General features: G+C 59.1%; 19 protein-coding genes and 1 tRNA gene. 8 read left to right on the top strand and 12 right to left on the bottom strand.

The features are described 5' to 3' along the window. The first annotated feature begins 324 nt into the window (after positions 1-324). Positions 325-1,623: a reverse transcriptase domain-containing protein gene (locus AB4Y82_RS20600; protein WP_441611643.1), complete on the top strand. Its 1,299-nt coding sequence runs from the start codon at positions 325-327 to the stop codon at positions 1,621-1,623. A gap of 67 nt (positions 1,624-1,690) precedes the next feature. Here AB4Y82_RS20600 and AB4Y82_RS20595 read toward each other — a convergent pair whose 3' ends face one another. Both AB4Y82_RS20595 and AB4Y82_RS20590 read right to left on the bottom strand, forming a co-directional pair. Beyond that, positions 1,691-2,857, bottom strand: a complete 1,167-nt coding sequence (locus AB4Y82_RS20595; protein ID WP_441611641.1) for a hypothetical protein — start codon at positions 2,855-2,857, stop codon at positions 1,691-1,693. Positions 2,858-2,938: 81 nt separating this feature from the next. Further along, positions 2,939-3,946 carry a hypothetical protein gene (locus AB4Y82_RS20590; RefSeq protein ID WP_441611639.1) on the bottom strand — a complete coding sequence of 336 codons (1,008 nt, stop codon included), beginning with the start codon at positions 3,944-3,946 and terminating at the stop codon, positions 2,939-2,941. A gap of 507 nt (positions 3,947-4,453) precedes the next feature. On the opposite strand from AB4Y82_RS20590, the gene AB4Y82_RS20585 reads away from it, so the two are divergent. Continuing rightward, on the top strand, positions 4,454-4,990 hold the full coding sequence (locus AB4Y82_RS20585; protein ID WP_441611637.1) for a hypothetical protein: 537 nt from the start codon (positions 4,454-4,456) through the stop codon (positions 4,988-4,990). A 275-nt stretch (positions 4,991-5,265) separates the two neighbouring features. Here the strand turns inward: AB4Y82_RS20585 and AB4Y82_RS20580 are convergent, their stop codons facing one another. The 8 genes from AB4Y82_RS20580 to AB4Y82_RS20545 form a co-directional block, all read right to left on the bottom strand. After that, positions 5,266-8,031 (bottom strand): DEAD/DEAH box helicase, encoded by a 2,766-nt coding sequence (locus AB4Y82_RS20580; protein WP_441611636.1) that lies wholly within the window; start codon positions 8,029-8,031, stop codon positions 5,266-5,268. Positions 8,032-8,040: 9 nt separating this feature from the next. After that, complete coding sequence (locus AB4Y82_RS20575) at positions 8,041-8,538, bottom strand: hypothetical protein (RefSeq protein WP_441611634.1); 498 nt, start codon at positions 8,536-8,538, stop codon at positions 8,041-8,043. Next, complete coding sequence (locus AB4Y82_RS20570; protein WP_441611632.1) at positions 8,535-11,378, bottom strand: DUF1156 domain-containing protein; 2,844 nt, start codon at positions 11,376-11,378, stop codon at positions 8,535-8,537. Before AB4Y82_RS20570 ends, AB4Y82_RS20575 begins: the two co-directional genes overlap by 4 nt. 378 nt (positions 11,379-11,756) lie before the next feature. Continuing rightward, positions 11,757-12,746 carry a hypothetical protein gene (locus tag AB4Y82_RS20565; RefSeq protein ID WP_441611630.1) on the bottom strand — a complete coding sequence of 330 codons (990 nt, stop codon included), beginning with the start codon at positions 12,744-12,746 and terminating at the stop codon, positions 11,757-11,759. Then, positions 12,746-15,472: a DUF499 domain-containing protein gene (locus AB4Y82_RS20560; protein WP_441611628.1), complete on the bottom strand. Its 2,727-nt coding sequence runs from the start codon at positions 15,470-15,472 to the stop codon at positions 12,746-12,748. Before AB4Y82_RS20560 ends, AB4Y82_RS20565 begins: the two co-directional genes overlap by 1 nt. Beyond that, entirely contained in the window at positions 15,472-15,708 is a 237-nt protein-coding gene (locus AB4Y82_RS20555) for a helix-turn-helix domain-containing protein (protein ID WP_441611626.1), read from the bottom strand. Before AB4Y82_RS20555 ends, AB4Y82_RS20560 begins: the two co-directional genes overlap by 1 nt. Positions 15,709-15,944: 236 nt before the next feature. Then, a complete protein-coding gene (locus tag AB4Y82_RS20550; protein ID WP_441611624.1) occupies positions 15,945-16,490 on the bottom strand; it encodes a type II toxin-antitoxin system VapC family toxin in 546 nt (181 codons plus the stop codon). After that, entirely contained in the window at positions 16,480-17,250 is a 771-nt protein-coding gene (locus AB4Y82_RS20545) for a hypothetical protein (protein ID WP_441611622.1), read from the bottom strand. The genes AB4Y82_RS20550 and AB4Y82_RS20545 overlap by 11 nt, the downstream gene beginning before the upstream one ends. Positions 17,251-17,802: 552 nt before the next feature. Between AB4Y82_RS20545 and AB4Y82_RS20540 the strand changes: the two genes are divergently transcribed. Together AB4Y82_RS20540 and AB4Y82_RS20535 are read left to right on the top strand one after the other, a co-directional pair. Further along, positions 17,803-19,854 carry a DUF262 domain-containing protein gene (locus AB4Y82_RS20540; protein WP_441611620.1) on the top strand — a complete coding sequence of 684 codons (2,052 nt, stop codon included), beginning with the start codon at positions 17,803-17,805 and terminating at the stop codon, positions 19,852-19,854. A 20-nt stretch (positions 19,855-19,874) separates the two neighbouring features. Further along, positions 19,875-20,336 carry a hypothetical protein gene (locus AB4Y82_RS20535; protein WP_441611618.1) on the top strand — a complete coding sequence of 154 codons (462 nt, stop codon included), beginning with the start codon at positions 19,875-19,877 and terminating at the stop codon, positions 20,334-20,336. 99 nt (positions 20,337-20,435) lie between these two features. Here AB4Y82_RS20535 and AB4Y82_RS20530 read toward each other — a convergent pair whose 3' ends face one another. Further along, positions 20,436-20,864 (bottom strand): hypothetical protein, encoded by a 429-nt coding sequence (locus AB4Y82_RS20530; RefSeq protein WP_441611616.1) that lies wholly within the window; start codon positions 20,862-20,864, stop codon positions 20,436-20,438. 156 nt (positions 20,865-21,020) lie between these two features. Continuing rightward, positions 21,021-21,266: a type II toxin-antitoxin system Phd/YefM family antitoxin gene (locus AB4Y82_RS20525; protein ID WP_441611614.1), complete on the bottom strand. Its 246-nt coding sequence runs from the start codon at positions 21,264-21,266 to the stop codon at positions 21,021-21,023. 317 nt (positions 21,267-21,583) lie between these two features. On the opposite strand from AB4Y82_RS20525, the gene AB4Y82_RS20520 reads away from it, so the two are divergent. The 4 genes from AB4Y82_RS20520 (at position 21,584) to AB4Y82_RS20505 (ending at position 23,132) form a co-directional block, all read left to right on the top strand. Next, a tRNA-Ile gene (locus tag AB4Y82_RS20520) sits at positions 21,584-21,682 on the top strand. A 117-nt stretch (positions 21,683-21,799) separates the two neighbouring features. Beyond that, a complete protein-coding gene (locus tag AB4Y82_RS20515) occupies positions 21,800-22,327 on the top strand; it encodes a hypothetical protein (protein ID WP_441611612.1) in 528 nt (175 codons plus the stop codon). A 3-nt stretch (positions 22,328-22,330) separates the two neighbouring features. Then, positions 22,331-22,870 carry an HAD domain-containing protein gene (locus AB4Y82_RS20510; RefSeq protein WP_441611610.1) on the top strand — a complete coding sequence of 180 codons (540 nt, stop codon included), beginning with the start codon at positions 22,331-22,333 and terminating at the stop codon, positions 22,868-22,870. A gap of 25 nt (positions 22,871-22,895) precedes the next feature. Then, positions 22,896-23,132, top strand: coding sequence for an antitoxin Xre/MbcA/ParS toxin-binding domain-containing protein (locus AB4Y82_RS20505; RefSeq protein WP_441611609.1), 237 nt, complete (start codon positions 22,896-22,898; stop codon positions 23,130-23,132). Positions 23,133-24,238: the final 1,106 nt, after the last annotated feature.

Raw genomic sequence — 24,238 nt, 5'->3', positions numbered from 1 at the left:
GCGCAACATCAGCAAGAAATGGACGCTGCCGATCCGCGACTGGAAGGCTGCATTGAACCGCTTTACGATTCAGTTCGAGGAACGACTTCCTCAGCGGTAACCCAAACCCCGGTTACACAAAATTCTGCACACGCCCTCTTGCGGGCCGTTGTTCTGCTCTTGGTTGTCGCGGGGCGTGGGCCGGTTTGCGGCGCCGCACCTGTCGGCGATGACGCCATTCGCCGGGTTTGCCCGTCGGCTGGTCAGGTCCGACACATAGTCGAGCCTGCGGGATAGATCTCTGAGACGGTCGGGTGAAGTTCGCCAGTGAGACCCACCAAACAGATGACAAAGAAGAAAGGCGAGTACGACACCGTCCGCACTGAAAGGGCCCTATATGCGGCCTGGTCAGTCGTGCGGGCAAACGGTTTGTCTTCCTCCTCCCATGAAACGAGGGAGGAGGTAAAGAAATTTGATCAAGGACTTCCTCGCAACATACAGCGCATTGCAAGACAACTTCGCGAAGGAAAGTTCGTCTTTGCCCCTGCGAAAGGGCTGCTGCTGAAGAAGAAGAGCGGCGGAAGTCGTCCCGTGGTCGTCGCGCCCATTCCCAGTCGTATTGTTCAGCGGGCAATCCTAGATGTGGTACAAGCCACGCCCGCCATTTCCCGTGATTTGAAGTCCGGCTTCAACTTCGGTGGAGTCGAAGGCCCGACCTTTGGGGTACCTGGTGCGATAGCGAAAGCTCTCGAGGTCGCACAGCATTCCGGCTATTTCATTCGAACGGATATCAAGTCGTTTTTTGTCGACGTTCCACGCGACACGGCCGTAAGGCTAATTCAGGCGAAAATTGCCGACGAACGATTCAACGACCTGTTGAAGCAAGCGACTGATACAGAACTTCGGGACATCGCCAAATTTGGCGAGGATGTTCGGCTCTTTCCTCTCGCTGATGGCGGTGTAGCGCAAGGATCCTGCCTGTCTCCGATGTTGTGCAACTATTTGCTGAAGGACTTCGATCGCGCAATGAACGATCGCGGGATCGTATGCATCCGCTATATCGACGACTTCATCATTTTTGGATCCGATCGCAAAGCGACATTCAAGGCATTCAAGAGTGGGCTCACAATACTCCGCAAACTCGGACTGTCTGCGTACGATCCGGAGTCTTCAGACGAAACCGAGCGAACGAAGGCAGATCATGGTCCAACGTCAAGCGGCTTCCAGTTTTTAGGTTGCGATGTGCGGCGCGACCGTGTGCGTCCTGCGAAGAAGTCAAAAGATAAGCTAATTCGGGACGTGAAGGAGATCTACTCTTCGGCCCTTGTTGCAATGAGGGATCCGATTTTCGCGATCCGAACGGGCTCCACGTATGCAGAGGCGCTCGTCGATGCCAGCAACAAGATTCGTGGATGGGGAAATACCTATTCATTCTGCACTGATGATCAGCTGATGCTAAATATTGATCTTGACCTGACTAAGCTCTTCGAAGAATTCAATCGAAGTGTCAAAGCCCGCTTGCTAAAGGCAGGGCCTGGCGACAAGCGGAGAATCAGCGGCCTTTGGTGCTTGCAAGACTGTAAGCGAGATCTCGGCCCCGACAGTACACGGGCCATAATCGCCAAATCTGCCGCCAACGACTGAGCGACCCGAGAATTGGCTGGAAAGTCATTTGTAGAATCTCGCGAGCCACGCCCCAACGATTAAAGGCTCAACCCCACCAGTCCTTGTTTGGTTTCTCCCAGGGGGACGGTCCCGAATAGTAGTCCTCAAGTTCAACCGCGAGATTGAGCACGTCCTTTAGGCTTCTCTCGAGAGGATCTAGCGCTTTGATCTGAGCGTTGGCCCACGCCATCCAAGTCATCACTTCTTCTGTAGGCCCTGTCGAAGACACGACAGCGGCGACGAAACGCCGTAGTCGCTCTGCTCGTTCCCAAGATCTCACGTTCTCAACGAACAGAGCCCTTTGGCGACGAAGTACTTCTTCAGCACGGGCTTTATTTACCCTTCGTTTTTCCGCCTCAGCAGAACGCGCCTCTTCCTCCTCTCTTTCAAGCCGAGCATGCCTTAAGGTTGCCTCCCAGGTGGGAATGGCCTCCATTACTTCATGAAGCTGCGCTTCCAGCGGTAGGCCAGGTCGATCCTTCCATGTGCGGCGACATCCCTGCAGGCTGTATTTGCCGAATTCCAGAGTGAAGTTGCCTGTTCCCTTTAGGACGTAGGCTGGTCGCCATGGTTCATATGCGGGCGTCCCCTTTCGCCTCGCAGGCGCGGGCTCTGGTGGGGGTGTCTGCTTGGTCTGTTCATCTAGACGGAAGGGTATGGCCCCTTCGTTCAAAACTACTTCGGTCTCTACGTATCTGTCACCGATGCGAAATGAATAGCCGCGCGACTCAAATTGCTTCAGTAGAGCGTCTAGGAGTCTGGCCGAGCGCGGCAAGCATCGGGCTGACGTTCTTACGCGAAGAACCTTCGCGTAGTTGAGGACCAATACCCCTTTATCTTCCCTTGCCTCTTTCGCAGCGGCTTGAAGCTCGGCCACAAGTCGGTGAGGCTTTTGAAGCTTTTCAGGCACTGCGATGGGTGCAACTGGCTGCGGCGCATCCCACAAGACACGATTGGGCGGATTCTGCAGTACTCGGAATCGCACCAGGTCCGCCTGGCCGGGCTTCAACCCAGGAAGTTTTGGTTCGGACACCCGCCTCCCGCCCTTCACCGAAGCCCAATATCCTCGTCCGGGCAATGGTATGCCCGCCTTTCTGCACGCCTTGCTCAAGGCGACATCGGAAATGCCAATCTCTTTCGCGATCGCAAGGACCGGCTGAGCCCAGACCATGTGAAACAGGTCTCTGCGGCTAAACTCTATATCTTCGTACATGACCACTCCGCAGGTGTCCGCCACTGCACAAACGCTGCGCGAAGCCAGCGCGAGGTCGACGCGCAGCGCGGACTTGAACCTCTAACGGTCAACTAGGAGACGCCCGGTCAGGGTGACAGCATCAAAACTGTATATGTGCTCCCGAGGGCTGTCCGAGCAAGCGCCAACTAGCCTGCCTGGAAAGGCCTTGCCACCGTCCCGAACATCGATGGTACCCGCGCAGATGGGACATGTGCTGTAGAAGCGCACGAGGCTAAACCGTCCCCTTCTTTTGCTCTCATGGTCCCGACTCAGCCTGAACTGCCCATGGAACTGGTTGAAGGCGAGCAGGCCCGAAGGGGCGGTCGTCACCTGGAGTTCGGGGAGTTGCCACAGTGGCTTGAAGGTCCAGGTCAGCGAGGCACCCAAGAAGCCAATCGCTGCGCTGGCGCTAATGAAGCCTGGGGAGATGCCGATTCGGTACACCAAGGAGGCCGCGAGGGTTATTGCACACATCATGGCCACGAATGGCGGCAAGGCCACGATCACCATGAGGAAGAGCCCCCTCCAGGACCGGACGTTGAACGGGCGGTCAAGCAGGGCGCCCAGAATCAAGTTGGCCCGGGCAGGCTCATGGCTGTAGACCAGCCGGTTGATCCCATCGGAACTACCGGATACCTCGACGGGTTGGTCCGCGGCAAAGGGCGCCGCCGGCACGAACTCAAACTGATAGGTCGTCGCATTGCCACGGCCGCCACCACGCTGGATGCGCAAATGGACATCAATCTCGCAGCCGGCCGCGAGAAGAAACTGTCGGCGACTGTTTTCACGGGTTTTCCACCAGAGCTCGACCTGAGCGGCCGGCAGCCACTTGCCGGTGATGGGCTCATCGGCGACGGCGCCACCGGTGCGCTCCCGGTGGAGGTGCCAAAGCTGGGCAACCTCGGCGGCAGGCGGCTCGCTGCCGTTCTCGAGCGCGCGGAGCGTTAGGTCAGCAAAGGCCCTGAGGACCTGGCGGATTTTTCCACTGGGGGTCTCTTCTTCTAGCCACTTGCCGAAGTAGTGGAGCGCCGAAACCGTCGGCAATCCTGATTGCGCCCCTATGTCCATGTTTCCTCAGCCAGGTCCAATCCAGTGTGTTGAGCATTGATAACACGGGAAGGGAACATGGCAAACGAACTGAGGCAGCGATCGGCCAGGGGCCTGGCGCATGACGCCGGCGTCCCATTTGGGCTGAGGGACAGCCGGATGTACGCCGCGATGGATGTGCCGCGTGGCCTGGCATGCCATTGCCTCTGCCCCGGCTGCGGTGCGCCCCTGGTAGCAAAGCATGGCGCCGGGCGCCGCCAACCCCACTTCGCACACTACGGTAGCGTTCCGAACGAGTCTTGCGCAGAGACAGCGGTCCATCTTTATGCCAAGCAGATACTGACCCGAGCTTCGAGGTTGAATTTGCCTCGGTGGACTGGCGCTGAGGGGATGCCTAACCCGCCGGAGGCGACCGATGCCGCTGGACTGCTCCACTTGGGAGAGAGCGTGCATTGGCCAGCCAGGGTCACACATATCTGGGATGCCCAATCCGAGCTACCACGAGCCGGTATCCGCCCAGACGTTGTCATGGAGGATTCGGATGGCGAGTTGCTGGTGGAGGTCCTAGTAACCCATGCGGTGGATGACGCGAAGGCTTTGACCGTACGCCGTCTCGATGCGCGCATGCTCGAGATCGACCTGTCGTCAACAAAGGATTCCGTAGTCGCGGATCCCGCAGCTTTTAAGCGATGGGTGCTTGAAGGCGCCCCACGGAAGTGGATCTGGCTGCCTGGGGCGGCGCGGTTGTGGCGCGCCTCCCGAGATCGGCTGGTAAGCGAACTGGAGGAGGAAGCACGACGCAAGGAAAAGCGCTGGAGATCGGGCTACATCCCGACACCGGACCCCATTGATTGGGCCTACTGTCGCGCTCAAGTGGAAGCACGCGAATTGAAACCCATCAGCGCTTCACCCGCTCTTAGGGACCCGCTCGTTGGTGCGACGATCCGGTTGCCGCGCCTTGGCCAAGTCAAAGTTTTGGACCGCCTAACCCGATCGTCGATGATCTATCGCATACGCCTTGCCGATGGATCGGAGCGAAATATCTTCATGGGCTACTCGACTTGAGATAGTTCGCCGCGCGATGCACACGATCCAACGCTCCGCGAGCTCGGCTCCATGTGGCGTCCAGGGACCAAACCGATAGTTCAAGAATGGATTCACTCACGAACACCACATTGACCAATCCTTTGCGCACCAAGGCGGTACTGAGCCTGGCGGACCAACGACAGCGCACGCCACCTTTCCCACGTTACGCAACCAAATAAAACCAATGGACGGCAACGGTTAGTGTCTGCCAGTTTCATCAGAATGCTTTCACAACGGCATGCTATGTCTTGACCCTATGAAATCTCAACGTATCCAATTAGCTCCGCCGAGTAGCTTCCGTCGCCGTTCGCAGTACCTTTGTGCTTCAGCTCCCGTTGCAATGTCGGCTCGACAGCGCGGACGAATAAATCGCTTCGTTGCTCCGCTCGGAGCGTCGGTGTGGCGGGGGCAGCCTGAAGATACTTTTCGCATAGGCGCTCGACCACTGGAACGCGCGTGCCGTCCTGCTTGACGGCGATGGGCTGAACTACCACACGGCGCTCACCGTTACCGACATACGCCTCTACCATCCACAGCGACAGCAGTACCGGCTCGTCCATGTCACCCGACACAGCAATACCTACTTCCTCCGGTGCCAAGGTACGCCAACGTCCGAGTTCTTCCTGCACCAGCGGGTGATCCAAGCCCATCAGTTGCAGCTCTTCCTGATTTGTCGCCGCTTCGCGACTCAAGGTGAAGCGGGTGCGGCGAGTGCCATCGTCAGTGACAATATCGTAGGTGGCATCGTCCACCTTCACTAGTTTCTGGTGGCGATCCGCGACCGCCGCCGAAAGGAAACGCACAAGCCGATCCAAACTGGAGGTCACGTCCGAGAAGGGCTTGTAGTCGTCCAAGCTGAAGCCGTCGAGATCTTGGAACAGGTCAAACACCACCTGCCGCGCTTCGCGGGAGTTCGACAGCGCAGCTTCCAGCTCCACCTGCGTGCGTTTCAGCTCCGGGTCGGACAGCGCCTCCTGATACAGCCGGTCGTAGTTCAATCGCTCGGACAATTGCCCAAGAATCTGCGCACGCAAGTCTTCGGCCACATTGCCTTGTTCATCCACCTTACCGACGGTGCGGGCGATCTCGATGAGCTTCTCGTCGAGCAGCAGGAAGATGCGGCCTTCGATGGTGTCGGACAGCACGAGGTTGTAGACCTGCGCGGTATGGCTCTGGCCGTAGCGATGGATGCGCCCGATGCGCTGCTCCATGTCCATCGGATTCCACGGCAAGTCGAAATTGAACAAGACGCGCGCAAACTGCAGGTTGATGCCTTCGCGTCCCGCCGCAGTGCAGACCAGCACACGCGGGCCGTCCTTCTGGCGGAAGCGCCGCTCCGCCGCTACCTTCGCGCCGTGGTCGCCGCCGCGCAGCACGGCGACGCCCTGACCGGGGAACGTCTGCTCGATCTCGCGGGCGATCATGTCCACCGTACCGAGGTAGGTGGCGAAGATCACGATCTTCTCGTTGGGGTTCTGTCGCCACAGCGTGCCCAAGCCATCGAGCAGCTTTTGCATCTTGGTCTCGCGCTCTGCCGGGAACACGCGCAGCAGGTCCCCGATGCGCAGGCGCTCTTCGGGCAGATGCAGGTTCACCACCGCCGACGCGGCTTCTTCCGCGTGCGTGGCCGAATACTCGCTACCGTAGGGGTCGGAGGCCATCTCCAGCGCCTCTTCGTCCAGCTTCTTCACCATACGGTACTTCAGATCAGCAAGCACGCGATCTACCTCGCTTCGTCCGATGCTGTCGCGCGGCAGTCCGAACTCCACGTGGATCAGCTCGCGCGCCTCCTCGGTCAGACGCTCGCGGCCTTCTATGTCCAGTTCCTTGTCGCGCAGAAACGCCTCGTGCAGCGTCAGCATCAACAGGCGGCGCTTGAGTGTGCGGCGTACGGCAGCAAAGCTCGATGCCGCGATTTTCTGGAAGATCGCCATAAGGAAGCCCAGCGCACGCCCTTGATTGCCTCGGCGGCGCGCAAGGTCAAATCCGTCCTCCAGGTACTCGCGCAACTTCTCGTAGAACAGCCGCTCCGCCTGGTTCATTACGAAGGATTCGGTGTGAACCCAGCGCCGCGCGAACAGCGGGGAGCCATCGGGCTGGCAGGCGTCAGCCTTGGTACGGCGGAACATCACTGTGTTGAGCCGGTGCCGCTCCTCCACCATCTCCTCGGGGCTGCGAAACAGCGTCGGATTCAGCAGTTGCGCTAGCATCCAGAACTGGAAGTGATTGCCCTGGTGCGGCGTGGCCGACAGCAGCACGAGGTCCCGCGAGTGATCTTTCAGTGCCTCGGCCAGCTTGTAGTTCTCGGTTTTTCTGACCTTGCCGCCTGACTTGTAGGCTGTGAGGTGATGCGCTTCGTCGAACACCACCAGATCCCAGCGGGGCGCGTCCAGCAGGCGCTTGATGCGCGCGGGCCGCTTCAGGGTGTCGATGCTGGCGATCAGCCGGTCGTGCTTGGCGAAGGCATTGGTCTTGCGGTCGGTGATGTCACCTTCGGAGCCGAACACCTCGAAGTCGAGGTTGAACACTTCGTTCAGCTCGCGGTGCCAGTTGTTCACGAGGCCCGCAGGCACCACCATCAGGGCGCGGGTCAATTCACCCCGGCTGGCCAGCTCTCGCAAAATCAGCGCGGTTTCGATGGTCTTACCCAAGCCCACCTCGTCGGCAATCAGATAGCGCCGGGGCGATGCGGTGGCAATGCGGTGCGTCAGCACCACCTGATGGGGTAACAGGTCGATCTTGGCCGAGGTCAGCGCCGAGGCGCTTTCCATCATCGGCAACGCGTGCGCCTCGTAAGACAGCCATGCCTTGCGCGACCGCTCTGCGCCACCATCCACGGCGCGCAGGATGCGCTCGGTGCGCGTGAGTTCGCGCCGCAGCGACGCCACCGGCACCCGGCGTTCGCCGACGCCAAAGAACGCGCGCAAATAGCCGTCACGCGCCGGGTCGAGGACGACACCCTGGCCATACTCGTGATGGGTGATGCGTTCACCGGGTTGGAACTGAATCTCTGCCGTCACGCGTCGCCCTCAAGTAATCCGCAGGTGGAACAGGCCAGCGGGCCTACCCCCATCGCTCAGCAGAATCTCCTGCGGGTACTCGTTGGCTTGGCCCCACAGGATGCGACCGAGGTCGATCTGGTGCCCATGGGGCGCGTGGCACAGCCAGCCCACCTCATCGGTGGCCGCGTGCGCCCTGATGCGGTTGTGACCACCGGGCAGCCAGAACGCAAGCGCCGCCTCGCCTTCATACTCGTCCTGAAAGGACAGGATGGCGGGCTTGATCACCTCACCCAGCCAAGCTTCGGCATCCGTCGGCGTCAGCAGATCGAGGCTGCCATCCAGCCCGGCCACCACCAGCGTCTTGCCGCCATTGCTTGGCAGGTCGTCCGGCCAGTTTCCTTTCGCGCGCAGGAACTCGCGCAGACTCCATACTTCGCCGGCCGCGCAGATCTGGTTGCGGGCTTCTTCGTCCCATACCCAACTGGTGCCGCGCCGCTGCCACACCGTGTCGCGCAAAGGTCTCATCGTTCGTACTCCCCATCGTCATCGAACAAGGAACCCTGCGCGGGCTGAGGTGCTTGGCTGGCTTGCCAGGTGGTGAAGATCGACACCGCACGCGAAGCCGCGTTGCGGGTGGCCTGATCCGGGCCGTTGCGGTGGAACCATTCCAACAGCGGCTTCAGCGCGACGTGTGGCCTGAAGTTGTCATTCCTGAGCGTCTCCGAGGCATTGATGCCGCTGCCGTCGAAGCAGGCGCCGATCAAAACCAGCGATTGATCCAGATCGGAGGTCAGGCGACGCCGGTGTCTGCCCGACCACTCGCGCGCGAACTCCAGCGCATCGGTGCGGGTGAACACCTTGCTTTTCTCCGCGCACCAGCCGCGCTGAACGAACTCGTCCGGCGTGGTGATCGAGCCCTTGAGGAACTTCTGCAACTGGTCGCGTTTCAGTTCAGGCGCGCTGCCGAAGGTGCGCAGAAACTGGCGCGTGATCGGCTCGGCGTTGACCGGCGGCGCTTCCTTGCCCTTGTCAGCATCCTCGTCGATGAGCTGATTGATACCCACCAGAGCGTCGCGCACGGAGATGGTGCGGCCTTCGTCGACATACACCTTGCCGTAGTGGCGCGAGAAGTATTCCAGTGCCTTGCCGCGCCGGATCACCTGGATGTCGGCGGCGGGCAGACCTTCCTTGGCGTGGTTCTCCAGCATGGCCTGCAACTGGCGCACGTCGGCCATCACCTCGCGGCGCATACGGCCCCAGCTCACCGGCTTCGGTTCTTCGGTGCGCTTACGGCAAACGTGGATGATGTCGTACTCGATGGTCTTGGAACCGAATTCGCCTTCCCCCTTGGTTTCGTCGGAACGGATGGGGTAGGTCGCCTCGAGGTAGTAGCCCGCATCGAACAGCGACTCCAACACCGCCACCCACGGCTCGTCCTCGCTATGGTGGAAGGTGAAGGCCAGGATGCCGCCGAGCTTGAGTGCGCGGTGCGCCTCGCGCCAGCACTGCGTGAGCAGACGCTGATAGAAGCCATCCGGGTCATCCGGCTCGCGCGCACGATTGGCAACTGCTTCCAGCGACTTTGGCGTGTAGTCAGCTCGGAAGTAGTCGGGGTATTCGTCCTTCAGCGCGAGGCGCAACCATACGTAGAAGAAGTCGGCCAACTCCGAGTAGTGCAACAGATCGCCAAAGGGCGGATCGGTGATGACCAGATCGAGGCTTGCCGTGGGCACGTGCGTGAGGTCGGTGGACGAGCCTTGGTACACGCCGACTTCGCCGACGGGATCGCCCGGATAGGCCTTTTCGCTCTTGCCGGTGAATCGCGCAGCCAAAGCCGCGTCCTGTCGCTTGAGCGTTTCAAGGCTGACCGCATCCCACGGTGCAACCGCCCATTCGCGTCCTTCTATCGCGTTATTGGTGCAAGCTCGCCAATTTCCTCTGCCAAGACCGGCGAAAACGTTGTTCTCGACCACTGTTGATTTTGGATGGAAGTTATTGTTCGCAAATAGCTGCGAAGTTGTATCCCTCTGCGCGTCCCAATGGCAGAAGCTGTTATTCAGGTTTAGGTACTGCTGAAAGCCACCCAGAACGTACTCACGCACTTCCAAGTCGTAGTTTCCAACATTCGCGATAGCCTTCAGAAGCTGCGCGTGAACGAGCAATTGGCGCGGATTGAACATGTCCGCCCAGTTCAGGTATCCGTGCCGCGGCAACGGTTGACGCTGGTGGGTCATGTGCCCGAACGGGATGGCGCTGCGGGGCCAGTAGTCCTTTAGGTCGGTGTCCTTTCGCAGCTCCCATTCTTTGAAGGCCGCGTCGTATTGCTTGGCGAAAGCGCCATCCGCCGCAGAAAAGAAGCGGCCGCCGTAGGGCTTGCCTGCTGCATCACGCTTGGGCGCGTAACCCTGCACTGCGTAAATGCTCGTTGGCGCGGTCTTCTTCGTCGCCTCAATCGAACTAACGATGGGCTGCACAGTGCCGCAAGCCGCACACGCAAAATTGGCAGACTTCGGCACCGTGCCTTTCGTGGGTGCAAACGTGATGCCCGTCTCTTGGTCGGTCACTTCATCTGGCAACAAGCCGCGCACTTCCAGCAGGCGAATCTTCCCCGCACGTGCGGCATCCCATCGCATGGTCGCCACCACCTCGTCCTGCGCCGAACCGCCGTAGGGCTGGCCGTTTGCATCCTGCTTCGCCTCGCCCGCCAGCCATTGCGGATGCACCAGCAGGCTCAGCTCCACCTTCTTGTTCTTGCCCTTGCCCAGATTCACCATCGCGGTGTGGCCGCAGTGCGGGCAGATCACGCCCTTTTTGCGGTCGAGCACGGAGTACGGCAATTCGGTGGGCGCGACGTAGAATGGCGCATCGGGCGCCATGCGCGCGGCTTCTTCCTCCACATGGAAGGTCTCGCCGCATTTGCCGCAAGTGTGTGCCCAGTGCTTGACGCTGAGCGTCTTCACAGCCATCACCGGGCTGGTCATGATTGGCGTGCGGTGGCCGCAGCCCGTCACCTGACACGGGCCGTGCTTGGCCCAGAAGGTGTAGATGATTTCCGGGCCTTCGTAGCGGTAGTCCTTGCGCTCGCTGCGCGGGATGGCGAACGGGTCGAAGTCAGCAGGCATCGCCTTGCTGCTGGGCAGATGCGTCCACTTGCCCTTCTCACCCTGGGGACCCTCGCAGAAGTAGTACGGCATGATCTGCGGCTTGACCTCGGCCTCGATGTCGGCGAGCAGCTTCTTCACTTGCTCCAGATCGACATTCGCCAGTTCCTGCTTGACCACGAACCACGCGACTGGGTTGAGGTCGTTGCCGACCATCTGCATCCCGAGGCGCGAGCCTTCCACCAGCGTGGTGCCGCCGCCCATGAAGATGTCCGCCACCTTCAGCTGCTTGAACGCGCCTTTCTTCTGGTGGTTGGCGTAGTAGTTGTCCCACACCAGCTTGGCCGCGTGCGACGGGTCTTCCGGCGCTTTAGTGGCCGCCGCGATCAACATCGAGCGGAACACACTGGAACGTCGCCGCGCCCACCACTTCGACATCTGGTAGATCGGCTTGCCCGCGTTACCTTCGATGATCGCCACCTGATTGACCGGCAGGATCGGGAAGTCCACCTCCAGGCAGGTCCTGGAGCGATTCGGGTCGTTGAAATCGACCGTTTCGAGTGCGACCGCCTTACCTGCGCCGACAGCTTTGGCGACTTCTTGTTGGAGTAGTTCTTTCTTGGTGGCCATCAGCCGCAATCCTTACTTGGTCAGCTCGACGAAGGGCGACAGCACTTCCAGCAGCGACAAGCCGCCATGCGTGAGCGTCGGGTAGCCGCCTTGACTGCGCCACTTCCTGCGGCCCAGGGCCAACAGGTGCGCGCCGTGAGGGCCGTTGATCTGCAATGCCACGGGCGGCAAGAAGGGACCGGTATCACCGGTTCCCTTCTTGCCGCGCGAACTGCCAAACGTATGCTTGAGGAACTGGCCGACCTCGGAATCGGCGTCGGGGAAGTAGCCGGTGGCTGCGTAGCCGTGATCGGAGGTGATGACCAACCGTCGCCCGGTGGCGAGGCGCTCGACGAAGGCCCAAAAGTCATCGCCGGACAACTGCTCGGCCACGTCCTTGGTGAGCGGCTCCAGCCCTTGGCCTTGACCTGCAATGTCGTGCAGCTTGGCGTCGGGCCAGTGGTGCCAGAAGATCTGGTTCGGCGCGCTGCCAATCAAGGCTTGGCAGTCCTTCCACGGCAAATCCACGGTTTCGGTATTGGCCGCTTGCAGCTTGTGCGCGAGGCCGCCACCGTTGCTCTGGAGTTTGCTGCGGCTGGAAAAGCCGAGCGCGCGGGCAAATTCATCGGTTTCGCCGGGCAGCTCGGAGGCGCAGGCAGCGACCTCGTGCGTGGTGAAGCCGCGCTCCTGCGCGCCCTGCAACAACCACGGCAGCTCGCGCAGGGATAGGCCGTCGAGGATCAGCACCGCCTTGGCGTTGAAGGGCTCGGCCCACCAACGCTGCAGGCGATCCGAGGTGCGCTCCACGTTGTCGCCGAAAGCTTGCCACAAGTCCCAGCCGCAGGAGGAGAGGAACAGATCAAGTACGCCGATCTCGCGATCGCGTCGGACGACCTCGGGGGGCGCATTGCCCGCGGCCAGCGGCTTTCTGGCGATCTCGACGGCTTGTTCAACGATGGCGCGCCAAGCATCGGCGTCGGAGCCTTGGGTCAGGGCCCGCAAGGCACTGGCGGTCAGTGCCATCAGTCGTTCTCCTTCTCTAGGTTCAGCTCGAAGCTCATACCTTCGGGCAGCTTCTTGAGCAGTTCCTTGAGCTGCGCGCCGGTGATTTGTGAGCCTTGGGCGGTGGACACCTTGATGGACACCTCCGCGACCTTGGTGGCCGGGCCGATGCCCCAACCCTCAATCTTGCCGATCAGGTTGAGCGGCGACGTGGCCGGGTTCGAGAGTGGCATGCGCGGCTTGGCGGTGCCCCCGTCGCCGCCGAAGATGCTGCCCGGTGTGGGCTCCGGCGTGAGTGCGGGCGAACCGCCCGGTGCGGGTTCAGGCTCGCCTGCCGTCGGGGCAGCGTCACCCGGTGACGGCGCGGACGGCATCGAGCCTCCGGTTGCTGGCACGGCCGAGGGCAACATCACGAACACGTCGTCGAGGTGGCGGCCCGTGAGCGAGAGCTTGGGGCGCAGACGCCGCCACGCGGTGTCCTCGTCCTCTCCTGGGTTCGTTTGCAGGTACTCCATGCCGCGCACGTTGATGGCGACCTTGCCCTTGGCGCACAGGCGCAGCAGGCGTTCTTTCATCGCCGTTTCACCCAGCCACGGAATGCAGTCCTGCCCGGCAGGGCGCGGCTCTTGCAGCTCGCGCAGCAGCTTGCCGACCGACTCGTTATTGCTGGCGTATTCGAGCACCAATTCCTCGAAGTCTTCCGGCACGAACAGGTCGCCGGTCAGCGCTTCCTCGATGGCTTCGGGAATCTGCGAACCCTGCTTGTCGAGACGCTCGACGCTAAACTTGCACTGCGCCGGGTCGGCGAAGTTCCAGCGTTGCAGCACAGCGAATCGGTCGAAGCGCTTTTTCAAGTTGTCGCGCAAGGTGCTCTCGAACTCCTTGTGCAGTTTCTTGTACTCGGGATTTTGGCCGCCCCATTCCTGCGCCTTCATTTCGGCGCGGGCGAGGATGAGCAGGTCGCGATCCATGAAGGAGTTCGTACTGCCCGCGCGCGGCAGCAGGAAGCGCACGGTGTTGCGGCGCTTTTGTAACTGGTCTTTGAGCCAGCGGCCCAGCGTGGAGTCGAGCTTGTCGGCCTCCTCGGGCAGCACGAGAATAGGAAGGCGGTCATCCCACTTGTCGGGCTGCTCGGCGTCATCGAGCGCAGTCCATGGATCATTGACCCACGACTTCGGGAGGGCTATCACGCGGAAGGTCTTAGCGACTTCGTCCGTGCCGCCGATGACGTAGCGCACCTGCTTGGCTAGCTGCGCCTGGTCGGAACCGTCGATGAATAGCTTGTCGTTGCGGGCGTAGGCCATGAGCTTGGCGCGCGGGTTCTCTTCCTCGCGGAACAGCAGCTTGGTGCCTTCCTGATGGATGTTGAAGCTGTTCTCGACGATGGTCGCCAGCTCGACCTGGAAGGCGTTGTCGTCCACCGGCTTGCCACGGGTAATGTCTAGTTGCAGCGTGGCGGGCTCGGCCCCGGCGAGGTTGCCGACGGCAATCGAGCGCAACCAGAGCGCGCCGATGATTTCCTGCAGATGTGGTGCGATGCTAGCGTGGTCGTGCCGCGCCTCCTGCACCGAGATGATGTTCTGCTGCGCCTTCTCGCGCAGTGTGCGGTGGTGTTGGTTGGCAACGGCTTCGAGCAGTGCGCCTATGCCCGAGGTGTCATCGTCCAGGCGGAAGTCGGCGGCGGTGAGCACCGGCACGGCCTCGCCGCGGCTCTTGTAGAGGTTGGCGAGGATGCGGATCAGGTCGCGCGTTTCCTGCGCGTCGGTGGCGATTAGCACCTGTTCTTCGAGCAGACGCAGCAGGTGCGGCGCGTAGGGCCACGATTCGGTGAATTCACGGCGCTTGCGCTCCTGCTCGGCGGACGGCACATCGAGCAGGCGGAAGGATTCCGCCACGTGCTGTGCAACCAGCGATTCGATGGTGCCGTTGGCGATCTGCAAGCGGTTGTCGAACAGGCGGTGCAGCAGCATCCGGCGTCGATCCTGCTGGATGCGCTCGGCGCTGCCGCCCGCCTTGAAGTCGATGGCGATCGGGTTGACGCGGTGCACCTGCTGATAGGCGTCGCTGCCGCCGTTGCGCACCGAGATCACAAGCACCAGTAGGTCGGGGCGCTCTTTGGCGATCTCCGAAAGAATCTGGATGAAGTTGAACGCCCAGTTCTTCCACGGGTACTGCTTGGTGTTGGTAAGACCGTCGTACCACGTCTGGAACTCGTCCAGCAGCAGCATCGTCGGCTTGTTCTCTAGCAGTTCGATGATGAGCTTGTCTGACGGGATTTCGGTCTTGGAAGCGCCTTGGCCCTCCCACTTGCCCTTGATGAAGGTGCCGTGCGGATGGTTCTCGAACAGCACATCCCACAGGAACTTGTAGCGGTGGCGATGCAGGCTTTCGCCGATGACGTGCATCCCGTCGCGCAGGGCGATTTTGCCGACGTTGGCATCGCCCAACGTGGTCGCCCATGCATTGAGCCACGAGCTGGTCGATGACGGGTCAGTTACTGCGTGGTACAGAGCGGCCATCAAATGCGATTTGCCGAGACCGCGCTCACCAATCACGACGACGGGACGCCCCTGTCCCGGTCCGACCGCTTCGATACCTTTGAGTAGATCGTGCGTCGGATAGGTGATGTCCAAGAATTGTTTGGCCGCTACCTGTGTCGCGCCAGTATTGGAATCATTGGACAGTTCGATGGCAGTGCCCTTGAGACGCTTGCCACGAAACTCTTCACGTAGAGTCAGTCCGAGCATTACTTCTTTCCCCTGTTATTCGATGAGGTCCTTGTGTCGCTATCTGGCCTTGCCACCGTTTGTTTCTTAATCCAGCCATCGATGTCTTGGCGCGAAAATCGCCACGTACCGCCGACTTTGAATGCAGGAATCTCCTTCCCGCCAGCAAGCCGATAGATTGTTCGCTCGGTGACCTGCAAATAGGCAGCAACCTGCTTGATGGTTAGGATCTCGCTTTCGTTAGGTCTTGAAGGCATGACAATGCGCCCAGGTATTGACCTGGGAAGAATAGTGCAGAATTTTCATATTTTGGGCAGTTCTGGCGCCTAGTCGCCAGTATTTTCAAGGGCTACCCAGTTTGTAGCCCCGCCTCAGGCCGCGGGAAGTGGCCTGCAATGGGCAATTTGCCCTGCCAGGATTTGGCAACTTCCTCGGGTGCAACTTCGCCTCGAAAAGCCTGTGGATGTTTCGGCAGGCCACAAGCCAATTTGCACTAGACGTTCAACCCGGTACCGGGAAGTCCAAGTGCAGGGCGCTGAATGGGGACAGGGTGCAAGTCTGGGACCGGGTAATGACTGGCCACTTTCGTCATGGCCATCTCTCGGCGATCTGCCTTGACCGTCTTGTTGTCGGAATCCAGGGTGACAACAACATCGGCCTTGATCAGCATGGCGGAAACGACGTGGATAGCATCAGGTGTACTCAGGATGTAAGGCTCGCCTGTACCGTTCCTTTCCTTCCCATAACAGTGACCTCTGAGTCGCGCGGCTTGGCGTGCGACGGTTTCACTCATGGTGATGGGCTGGAAGTTGCTTCGCCGGAGAATCCTTTCAAATTGTTCGCGCGAACCATCCGGAAGGTTTGCAGATAAAACCTCTGCAACCCCTACCGTCGATGTAGCCAAGATGATCTCACCCCTATCGAAGGCCCCAGCTTGCGACGCCAATGCCTCATAGACACTGTCGCCGTGAGTCTTTTCTTCCTTGATCAATGCAAGAAAGGCCGAGCTGTCCCAATACACAACCGGCTTACCACTCATTCCGCAGCTCCCTTACGAACTCCGCGGCACTCAACTCGCCCGTGGCATTCGACACGCTACCTTGAAGATCCGAAAGGAGCGGCAAGCCATCATCGTTTGGATGGATGTCGATTCCACGAACATGGACCTCGTGCGGCCAAAGGTCATCTTCGTAATATTTCAGATCCCCATCAATGGTTGCATTGTGCTCAACGGACGCAGCTGCATCTACAAGTAGGCTAGGTGGAAAGACGCATTTGATCTCAACACCACCAACCGGTGGAACGATCTTGAAATACGGCTGCTTGCCTACACCGGAGTAACGTTTGACAACACCTTTGATGGTTCCGAACTCGTGTCTAACGTCGGGAAGCGCTGCCTCCAGTGCATGTGCGATAGCGGCATCAAGGTGAATCGGTGTGACGCTCGGCCCATCCAACCAGAGGCGAGAAAAACGCTCACCAACCCCCGCAACGAGCTTTCGCAAGTGGCCCACAAGCTTGGCCCGCTCGGAAGCTGCTTCTACCGTTCGGTTTCCAACCTGTCCCAGGAAAGTCAGAAAATCGCCTATCACAGCGCGGGGGTTTCCAACTTCGTTGATTGCCACCGCAGTGACGCCAACCATTGCAGGGCTGTTGTGACTAAGTTCGGAGACAACGAAATCAACCGATGCGGATCCATCTTTGGACCGTAAATGATCGGTTTCTGCAAGAGCCGCTTTCAACGCAGCCAGTTTGTCGATGAACACCGCTAAGCGAACATTACCGTCAAGCTCTTCCACGCCTTCCACGTGGAGGCGGAGGACGGCGGGCTCGATTGTGCCAGTCTCAGGGCGGCTCATGGACACATCTTAAGGGCTCGGAACTCCGTCGCAAAGGCCGGCCAACGTTCCCTAACTGCAGGCCATACTGGCCACGCTACGGCGTGTGCTGATGGTTGGCTATAAAAGCGCCCTAGTTAATAGTTCCTTGGCATCCACTAGCCCCCTCTCGACAGAGGCCGACCAAGCCCTTCGTTCTCCCCAGGCCGCCTGGCTAATTTCTGAGGCGTCGGCCGCCAATTCATCAGTGCGCTCGGCGACCTCAACCGCACCCCGGCCCGGCGATCCAGTTCCACGGCGACAGCCCAGCCAGGACTCTGTCGCTCGACTAGGCGCCATCACGACCATTCGGCCGCAACGTCGTTGTCCATGCACCGTGCCGCATTACTCTTTGCTGTGGATATGATCTGAACGAGGAGCCGAGTTGGTGCGACTTCGCCCCCATCGTCCATTCTGCGACTGGTCCGCGGCTGAAGCAGGGTGATCTGACAAAATCTAGAGAAGGATTTCTGTATGCAACCCAGCAAGACCACCGTGACCGGCCTATTCAGCACACCACACCAGTATCAAATTCCGATTTTCCAGCGCGGCTACGTTTGGACACTGGAGAAGCAGGTCGGCCCCCTTTGGGCCGACATCCAAGATCGGGCCGACGCGTTGCTGGAGCAACAGGCGCTAGCCGCCAAGGGGGTAACTGCAGCAATTAAACCGCTTCAGAAGCACTTCCTGGGCTCCATCGTTATGACTCCCGTGCCAAATACCTTCGGCCGAGTACCAGCCTTTGAAGTAATTGACGGCCAGCAACGATCCACAACTCTGCAACTTCTACTCCTCGCTTTTCGTCAAGCTTCGCTCAAATTGGACGAAAGCCCAATTCCTCAGATGCTAAGCGGCCTGATACGGAATCCCGGCCCTTATCAGCGCTCGGAAGACCACTTTAAGGTCTGGCCGACACAGGCTGGTCAGGACGAAATGCAGCGACTGAGTGACTCAACGACGAGCGTCCAAGATTTATGCGCGGCGTACCCGGCTCGCGACGGTCGCAAAAAGATCGAACGCCCCTTGATGGTGCAGACCTTTTTGTATCTCTATCACGCGTGCCTTGGGTACATGCGTGGCCTTGATCTCACCGAGACGGTTGGCCCTTCAACGGACGGTACTCAAGCAGATTTGCTCATCGCCGAAATCCGCCGCAGCAACGACGTTGACCCTTTGATTCCAAGCAGACCCCTGGACCCAAGTCGTGCCGAGGCGCTGTACATGGCGCTTTCCGATCACGTACAGATCATGACTTTAACGCTTGAGGCGGAGGATGATCCGCAGGTCATCTTCGAAACTCTCAATGCACGTGGCGAGCCGCTACTTGCTTCGGATCTGGTCCGCAACTTTGTCTTCCTTGAGGCCGCTCGCCGTGGGGAACACGTGCAAGAGCTCTATGCGAAGTATTGGAGTCAATTCGATCTTGTTGCCACGGCCGGGAAGGGAGTCTCGGCGAACGCCTACTGGCGTGAGAAGGAGCGACAAGGCCGCCTGACCTATCCACGCATCGATCTATTTTTCTACAACTACACCGTCCTACGAAGCCAGGAAATCACCCTGGCCAGCCACGTATTTCAATCATTCAAATCCTGGTGGCAGAAGCAGCCACGCAATCTAGAAGATGAGCTTGCACGAATCGTTGGATCCAGCCAGCACTTCAGAGAGCTAGTTTCACCAGAGAGTACCGGATATTTGGCTGAGTTCGCCCGCCTTGTTAAATCGCTGGACGTCGGTACCGTTACGCCGGTGTACTTGGCGTTGCGCGAGCGCCTGGGCAGCGACAGCAGCGAATTGCGGCAGGCCCTTGGCGATTTGGCGTCGTACTTGACGCGACGTGCCGTATGCGCACTGACCACCAAGAGCTATAACCGCTTCTTCATGCGCGTGCTCCAAGCGGTGACGAATTCAGAGGGGGCGCCCCATTTGGAACTACGTAAAGTCCTCTTGGAAGCTACTGCCCCGAGCGAGGTGTGGCCAGATGACTCTACGTTCAGAGACAAGTGGCAGCATCGCGCGGCTTATACCGAACTTCGTCCTGCCAAGACCTGCGGCATCTTACGCGCACTGGAATATGTCGCCCGCGGCACCATGCAGGGCAGTAATCATGTTCCGGTCCAAGCTGACCTAACCGTCGAGCACGTGATGCCACAAAGCTGGGAGAAGCTTTCGTCATACCAGATGACAGACATGACCGAAGTTCAGCGCCAGCTCCGAGGAACTGCAATCCATAGCTTCGGAAATCTGACCCTGCTTACGCAACCACTGAACAGCTCCGTAAGCAATGGACCCTTCAGTGACTCAGAAGATGAGAAGGGTGCGCATATTCAGGGTAAGCGTTCAAGGTTGGGCCAAAGCGCACTCCTGCTGAACACCTATTTCCAACATTCAGGAATCTCCACCTGGGATGAATCTGCAATTGCTCGACGCTCGCAAAGCCTCTTCAAAGCAGCATTGCTAAATTGGCCTCGCCCTGCGGACTCTCCCGCCGCACCTACTGCGGTGGCGTCAGCGTTATCTGGCAATTGAATCAGGCATCAGGAGCTGCAATGGATTACATCAAGATACTTTCCGAATATCGCGCGTCTGAAGTAGGTACCGCGGTTCTTCATGCAGTGGCTGAGCTTTTCGAGAAAGATATTCAACTACTTGAGGCGAACGCATCGGAAGAATCCGCAGCGGCGAAGATCGCTCAGTACCTACAGCCACACTTCCCGGACATGCACATAGATGTCGAGTACAACCGCATGGGGGATGCACCAAAGAAGGTGGCATGGAGTGGAAAGCCGGAGGAAGTGTATCCGGACATCATCGTGCACTTGCGACAGACTGCGACCAACATCCTCGCTATTGAGCTCAAGAAGGACTCAAACCGTGAGACCAAAGGCAAGGACATCCTCAAGTTGCAGGCGTATCGCCGGGAGCTTGGCTACCAACACGCGTTGTTCATACGTTTAGGTGTCAAGGCGGGGGCCGGATGTATCTCGGAGTGCGAGTGGGTTGACGTGTAGTGTGGCGTGCAATGAATCATTCAATTCAGACCGAGTAGTCATAGGCTTACATTTCAAACAGCATCTTTGTGCAAATGCAGGATATGGCTACGAACGGCCTTAAATCTTGCGTCGGCCTTCCATGAATGCCCACCTCAATGCCTCTGCATCGACAGCTGCATGGTGGCGTCGTGTGTGCGCATCAGGACAGGCACGAAAATAAGCTTCCAGGCGATCTAATACGTCGCCGCACGTAATTAGCTTCGTATCAATGGCGGGTACCTCACCCTCAAGCCGACCAAAACCGCTCAGTGCACGCATAAGCTGCGTACGGTCGAGCGGCGCATCAAAGAGAACGACAGGGGCATCGAATCGACCAAGGTAGGCTCGAAGAGCAATACCGAATTCGGCATCCGCCAAAGCGGCTGGTCCACGTGCAAGTAGGGGATAAACCACCTTGGCGACGAAACTCGATGGAACGGATGGCAATGGATCGCGCTCCGCATAGAACCTGAGCGTTCCATCAGAGTTCGTGATGGCCAAGCTCACGAGCTCGCGCGTGACGTCGTTCGCCCACTCAGTGTCAAGAAATAGATGCGGTCTCATACGCTCCAGCCCGATGCTCGGCATGCAACCACACAGTGCCAATCGTGAAGGCGCCAACCATACGCCCGCCTGACTCGACCGGGCTATCCTGCAGGAGCTTCAAGGGTTACCGCCAAACATTTTTTCGATGCCCGCAGAGCTCATCACGTCGAAGTCATCCGGCACGCGGACCTGCCCAGCCATAAAACCAAACCGCTTGGCCTGCAGTGACTCTGGTGCGTTCAGTGCAATGACCTTGACCACCGGTTTGCCAGCCTTGGCGATCGCGAATGACTCGCCCTTCGCAGCCTGATCGACCAGTCGCGAAAGCTGGGCCTGGGCGTCGTGGATATCGTAAATCTGCATCGTGCGCCTCTTCCAAACTTAGTCCATCGCAGCCACGTCGCAAAACGCCCGGGAAGAGAATTTCGCCATCGGGCCGCCCGGCTTGGTCTTGTTTAGCCCAGCACATGCTGACGCTCTGTCCATTTGGCGTGATGCTTCCGTGCGACAGACTGGCGTTTCCAGCTGAGGCTGACGCGGTATCGCTGGCACCAGATCGATCCCACAAACATGCACCCAACTGTCTTTCAGACCTGATACGATTGGACCATGTCCCGCCCACCGTTCCATCACGAACGAATATCGCGAACTCGCAATTGAGCTCAGCTCTTGTGTTGTTCGCCCCCGTGGCCGAGAGGTTAGGCGTCCGGCTTATATCCGGATGAAGGCTGTGGCCAGATAAGCCACCCATGCAGGTTCGAGTCCTGCCGGGGGCACCACAAGGTGCCTGATTTTTCGCTGACTTAATTCTGGTCTGGCCCGATTTGGGCATGTACTCACGTGGCCGAAATTCGCAGCTCAGCGCATATGTCCGTTGCCCAACTGTGGCGAACGCCGTGAACGCCGTGAACGCCGTGAACGCCGTGAACGCCAAGAATGCTCGACCGGATTATCTATTCCTAGACTGCGAATGGGCGGATGTCATGGCGCAGGATCTCGTATCCATCGGGATAGCCTCAATTGACGGGAAGCGAATCTTCTATGCTGAGCTTGATCCGCTGCCGCCTGATCCGACGCCATGGGTTCGGGCCGTCGTCTACCCGCTACTGGACGGTGGCGAGACAGCGATGGCAGCATCCATGATGTCTTACCGCCTCCGCGCATTTCTCGCGACGTTTGACCGGCCACTGATTTGCTATGACTACGTAGCGGACCGGGTTCTTTGTGAACGTGTCCTCGAACAGCATTTGGATCAGGAGGATCTGGCTGGTAGTGAGGGCATTCAATGGCTGCTGCTCACCGATGTTGCTGCCGCACTCAAGCGCTGGTGGGAAGAGCACTCAGACCTGAAGCCAAAACGGCATCATGCTCTCGCTGATGCCCTAGCGCTGCGCGCTGCCTACCTATCGCTATGGGGGCTGTAGACCATGTGCAACTGCCTAGCCGCATCCATAGAGGAACCCATTCTCTATTTGGACTTCGATGGTGTCTTACACCATTACGACGTCTATTTGGATCGCAAAAACCGCCCTGTATTACGCGGCATGGGCGTGCTTTTTGAATATGTAGACCGGCTCGAAGCTGCACTCAACCCCTATCCACATGCGCAGATTGTCCTATCGACCAGTTGGGTTCGCGTGAAGGGCTTTGACCTGTCACGTGAAAGATTGCCTTTGGGGCTACGCGAACGCGTCATCGGTGCTACTTGGCACAGCGCATTCGCACGAGACCTTGAATTTGTCTCTTGGTGGACTCACGAGGCAAGTCGCTATGACCAGATCGCTCGTGATGTTGCGTGCAGGAAACCCGTCGATTGGCTCGCGCTGGATGACGATGTCAATGACTGGCCATGTGAGAAGCGATCGCATCTCGTTGCGTGCGATCCCCTACTCGGCCTGAGTGAGCCCTCAGCGCGCCTTTCTCTGGAAGATCAGCTTCAGCGTTTGGCTCGCGTAGACCATCCCTGATTTGTAGAAATCCAGCTCTTTCATCATGTTGTCAGGCAAAGAAAAGTCCCGCAGAGACAAGTTGGTTACCGAGGTCGAAGCAATCGTGAACGAGAGCGGCGATCCTCATGGTTTCGATGCCGCCGCCTGGGTCGACAATTGGCTACATCAATCCGTCCCTGCGTTAGGCGGCAGGACTCCTGCGCAGCATCTGGAAACGGATGATGGGTTCGCGCTCTTGATTCGATTACTTCGCCAATCACAGGCCGGCACCTATTCATAGGCGTTGTTCGCGGAAGAGTCGAGCGACCCCGCTGGCTCTCCTGATCTTCCGCCTTTAGCTCAGGCGGTTCTTCGCAGGCATGGTGCCAACGCCGCACAACCCACCGAGTCAATCCGCGCATTTGATAACGTGGCCAACCGCCCCTGGGTTCGATCTCGCACTACTTCGAAACCCTGACCACGTTCAATGGGACAGCCTAATTTTGGATCAGTGCGCAAATTTCTTCCCACGACGCATCGCTTCCGCAGTACGCGTCGCTATCAGAACGTACTCATCGCGCAACCTGAGAGTGCAGTCGAATTGCGCGCCTGGGTGTGCCCATCCCCGTGACCCAAACGGCTGCAATCCGATTCTCTAACTAAAGTCGCATCGCATATATATTTATCAATAAAATCAGCTAGTTGACGCGCCATTTCCGCGGGTGTAGGGTCAAAAGAATTCGGTTAGACCCGGTTACACCGAGGTAACCATGACTGGCCCTTCGCAACAGAAGACCCACTGGTTATTTCTGGAATACGGGCCGCTATTGGATGCGGCAGCTACAGCCAAGGCCATGGGGTTTCGGACTTCAGACGCCTTGCGTCAGGCGCGACGAGACGGCCGCCTCGCAATTTCCATGTTCAAGATTCCCGGGCGCCGCGGATGGTTCGCAGCGACTGAGACTGTGGTTGCGTGGCTAAGCGCCCGAGAGAAACCAAACTTTGCGACCACAAAGGGGGACTCAGCCATGAGCGAGTAAGGAATTACTTGGGCTGAGAAAAAGGAAAGCCCCGCGGACGAGCGCGAGGCCTCCCAGAGTTGCCGATGACAAGCGCCGGCAGCTCATTCTCGGCTCGTCATCCTCAAAAAGTCAACGACTTACTGCGTACCAAATATGTACGCGGATAGGTGCCGTGTTGCCTGCGGTCGCATTACCGCTGACAGGTTCTCGTGGTCCGACTAGGAGGGCGTGTCCTAGATTTTGTGTAAACGGGCCTTTGGCAGGACACTGCCACCTGACCCGGAGACACCATGAGTCCACGCAAGCACGACGTGCCCGACGAGCTGCTTAGCAGCCTGTTGGCCAACTACAAGAAGCCCGAAGACCTGATCCGAAGACCTGATCG

It is taken from the genome of Dyella sp. 2YAF14 (genome assembly GCF_052114725.1).
In the GTDB taxonomy this organism is placed as follows: domain Bacteria; phylum Pseudomonadota; class Gammaproteobacteria; order Xanthomonadales; family Rhodanobacteraceae; genus Dyella.
The sequence above is the reverse complement of the archived record's forward strand: the minus strand, read 5'-3'. Positions and strand labels throughout refer to the sequence as shown.

Coding starts and splice junctions, on each gene's coding strand:
- AB4Y82_RS20600 (WP_441611643.1), top strand. CDS start 325: ATGACAAAGAAGAAAGGCGAGTACGACACCGTCCGCACTGAAAGGGCC.
- AB4Y82_RS20595 (WP_441611641.1), bottom strand. CDS start 2,857: ATGTACGAAGATATAGAGTTTAGCCGCAGAGACCTGTTTCACATGGTC.
- AB4Y82_RS20590 (WP_441611639.1), bottom strand. CDS start 3,946: ATGGACATAGGGGCGCAATCAGGATTGCCGACGGTTTCGGCGCTCCAC.
- AB4Y82_RS20585 (WP_441611637.1), top strand. CDS start 4,454: ATGGAGGATTCGGATGGCGAGTTGCTGGTGGAGGTCCTAGTAACCCAT.
- AB4Y82_RS20575 (WP_441611634.1), bottom strand. CDS start 8,538: ATGAGACCTTTGCGCGACACGGTGTGGCAGCGGCGCGGCACCAGTTGG.
- AB4Y82_RS20570 (WP_441611632.1), bottom strand. CDS start 11,378: ATGGGCGGCGGCACCACGCTGGTGGAAGGCTCGCGCCTCGGGATGCAG.
- AB4Y82_RS20565 (WP_441611630.1), bottom strand. CDS start 12,746: ATGGCACTGACCGCCAGTGCCTTGCGGGCCCTGACCCAAGGCTCCGAC.
- AB4Y82_RS20560 (WP_441611628.1), bottom strand. CDS start 15,472: ATGCTCGGACTGACTCTACGTGAAGAGTTTCGTGGCAAGCGTCTCAAG.
- AB4Y82_RS20555 (WP_441611626.1), bottom strand. CDS start 15,708: ATGCCTTCAAGACCTAACGAAAGCGAGATCCTAACCATCAAGCAGGTT.
- AB4Y82_RS20550 (WP_441611624.1), bottom strand. CDS start 16,490: ATGAGTGGTAAGCCGGTTGTGTATTGGGACAGCTCGGCCTTTCTTGCA.
- AB4Y82_RS20540 (WP_441611620.1), top strand. CDS start 17,803: ATGCAACCCAGCAAGACCACCGTGACCGGCCTATTCAGCACACCACAC.
- AB4Y82_RS20535 (WP_441611618.1), top strand. CDS start 19,875: ATGGATTACATCAAGATACTTTCCGAATATCGCGCGTCTGAAGTAGGT.
- AB4Y82_RS20525 (WP_441611614.1), bottom strand. CDS start 21,266: ATGCAGATTTACGATATCCACGACGCCCAGGCCCAGCTTTCGCGACTG.
- AB4Y82_RS20510 (WP_441611610.1), top strand. CDS start 22,331: ATGTGCAACTGCCTAGCCGCATCCATAGAGGAACCCATTCTCTATTTG.
- AB4Y82_RS20505 (WP_441611609.1), top strand. CDS start 22,896: ATGTTGTCAGGCAAAGAAAAGTCCCGCAGAGACAAGTTGGTTACCGAG.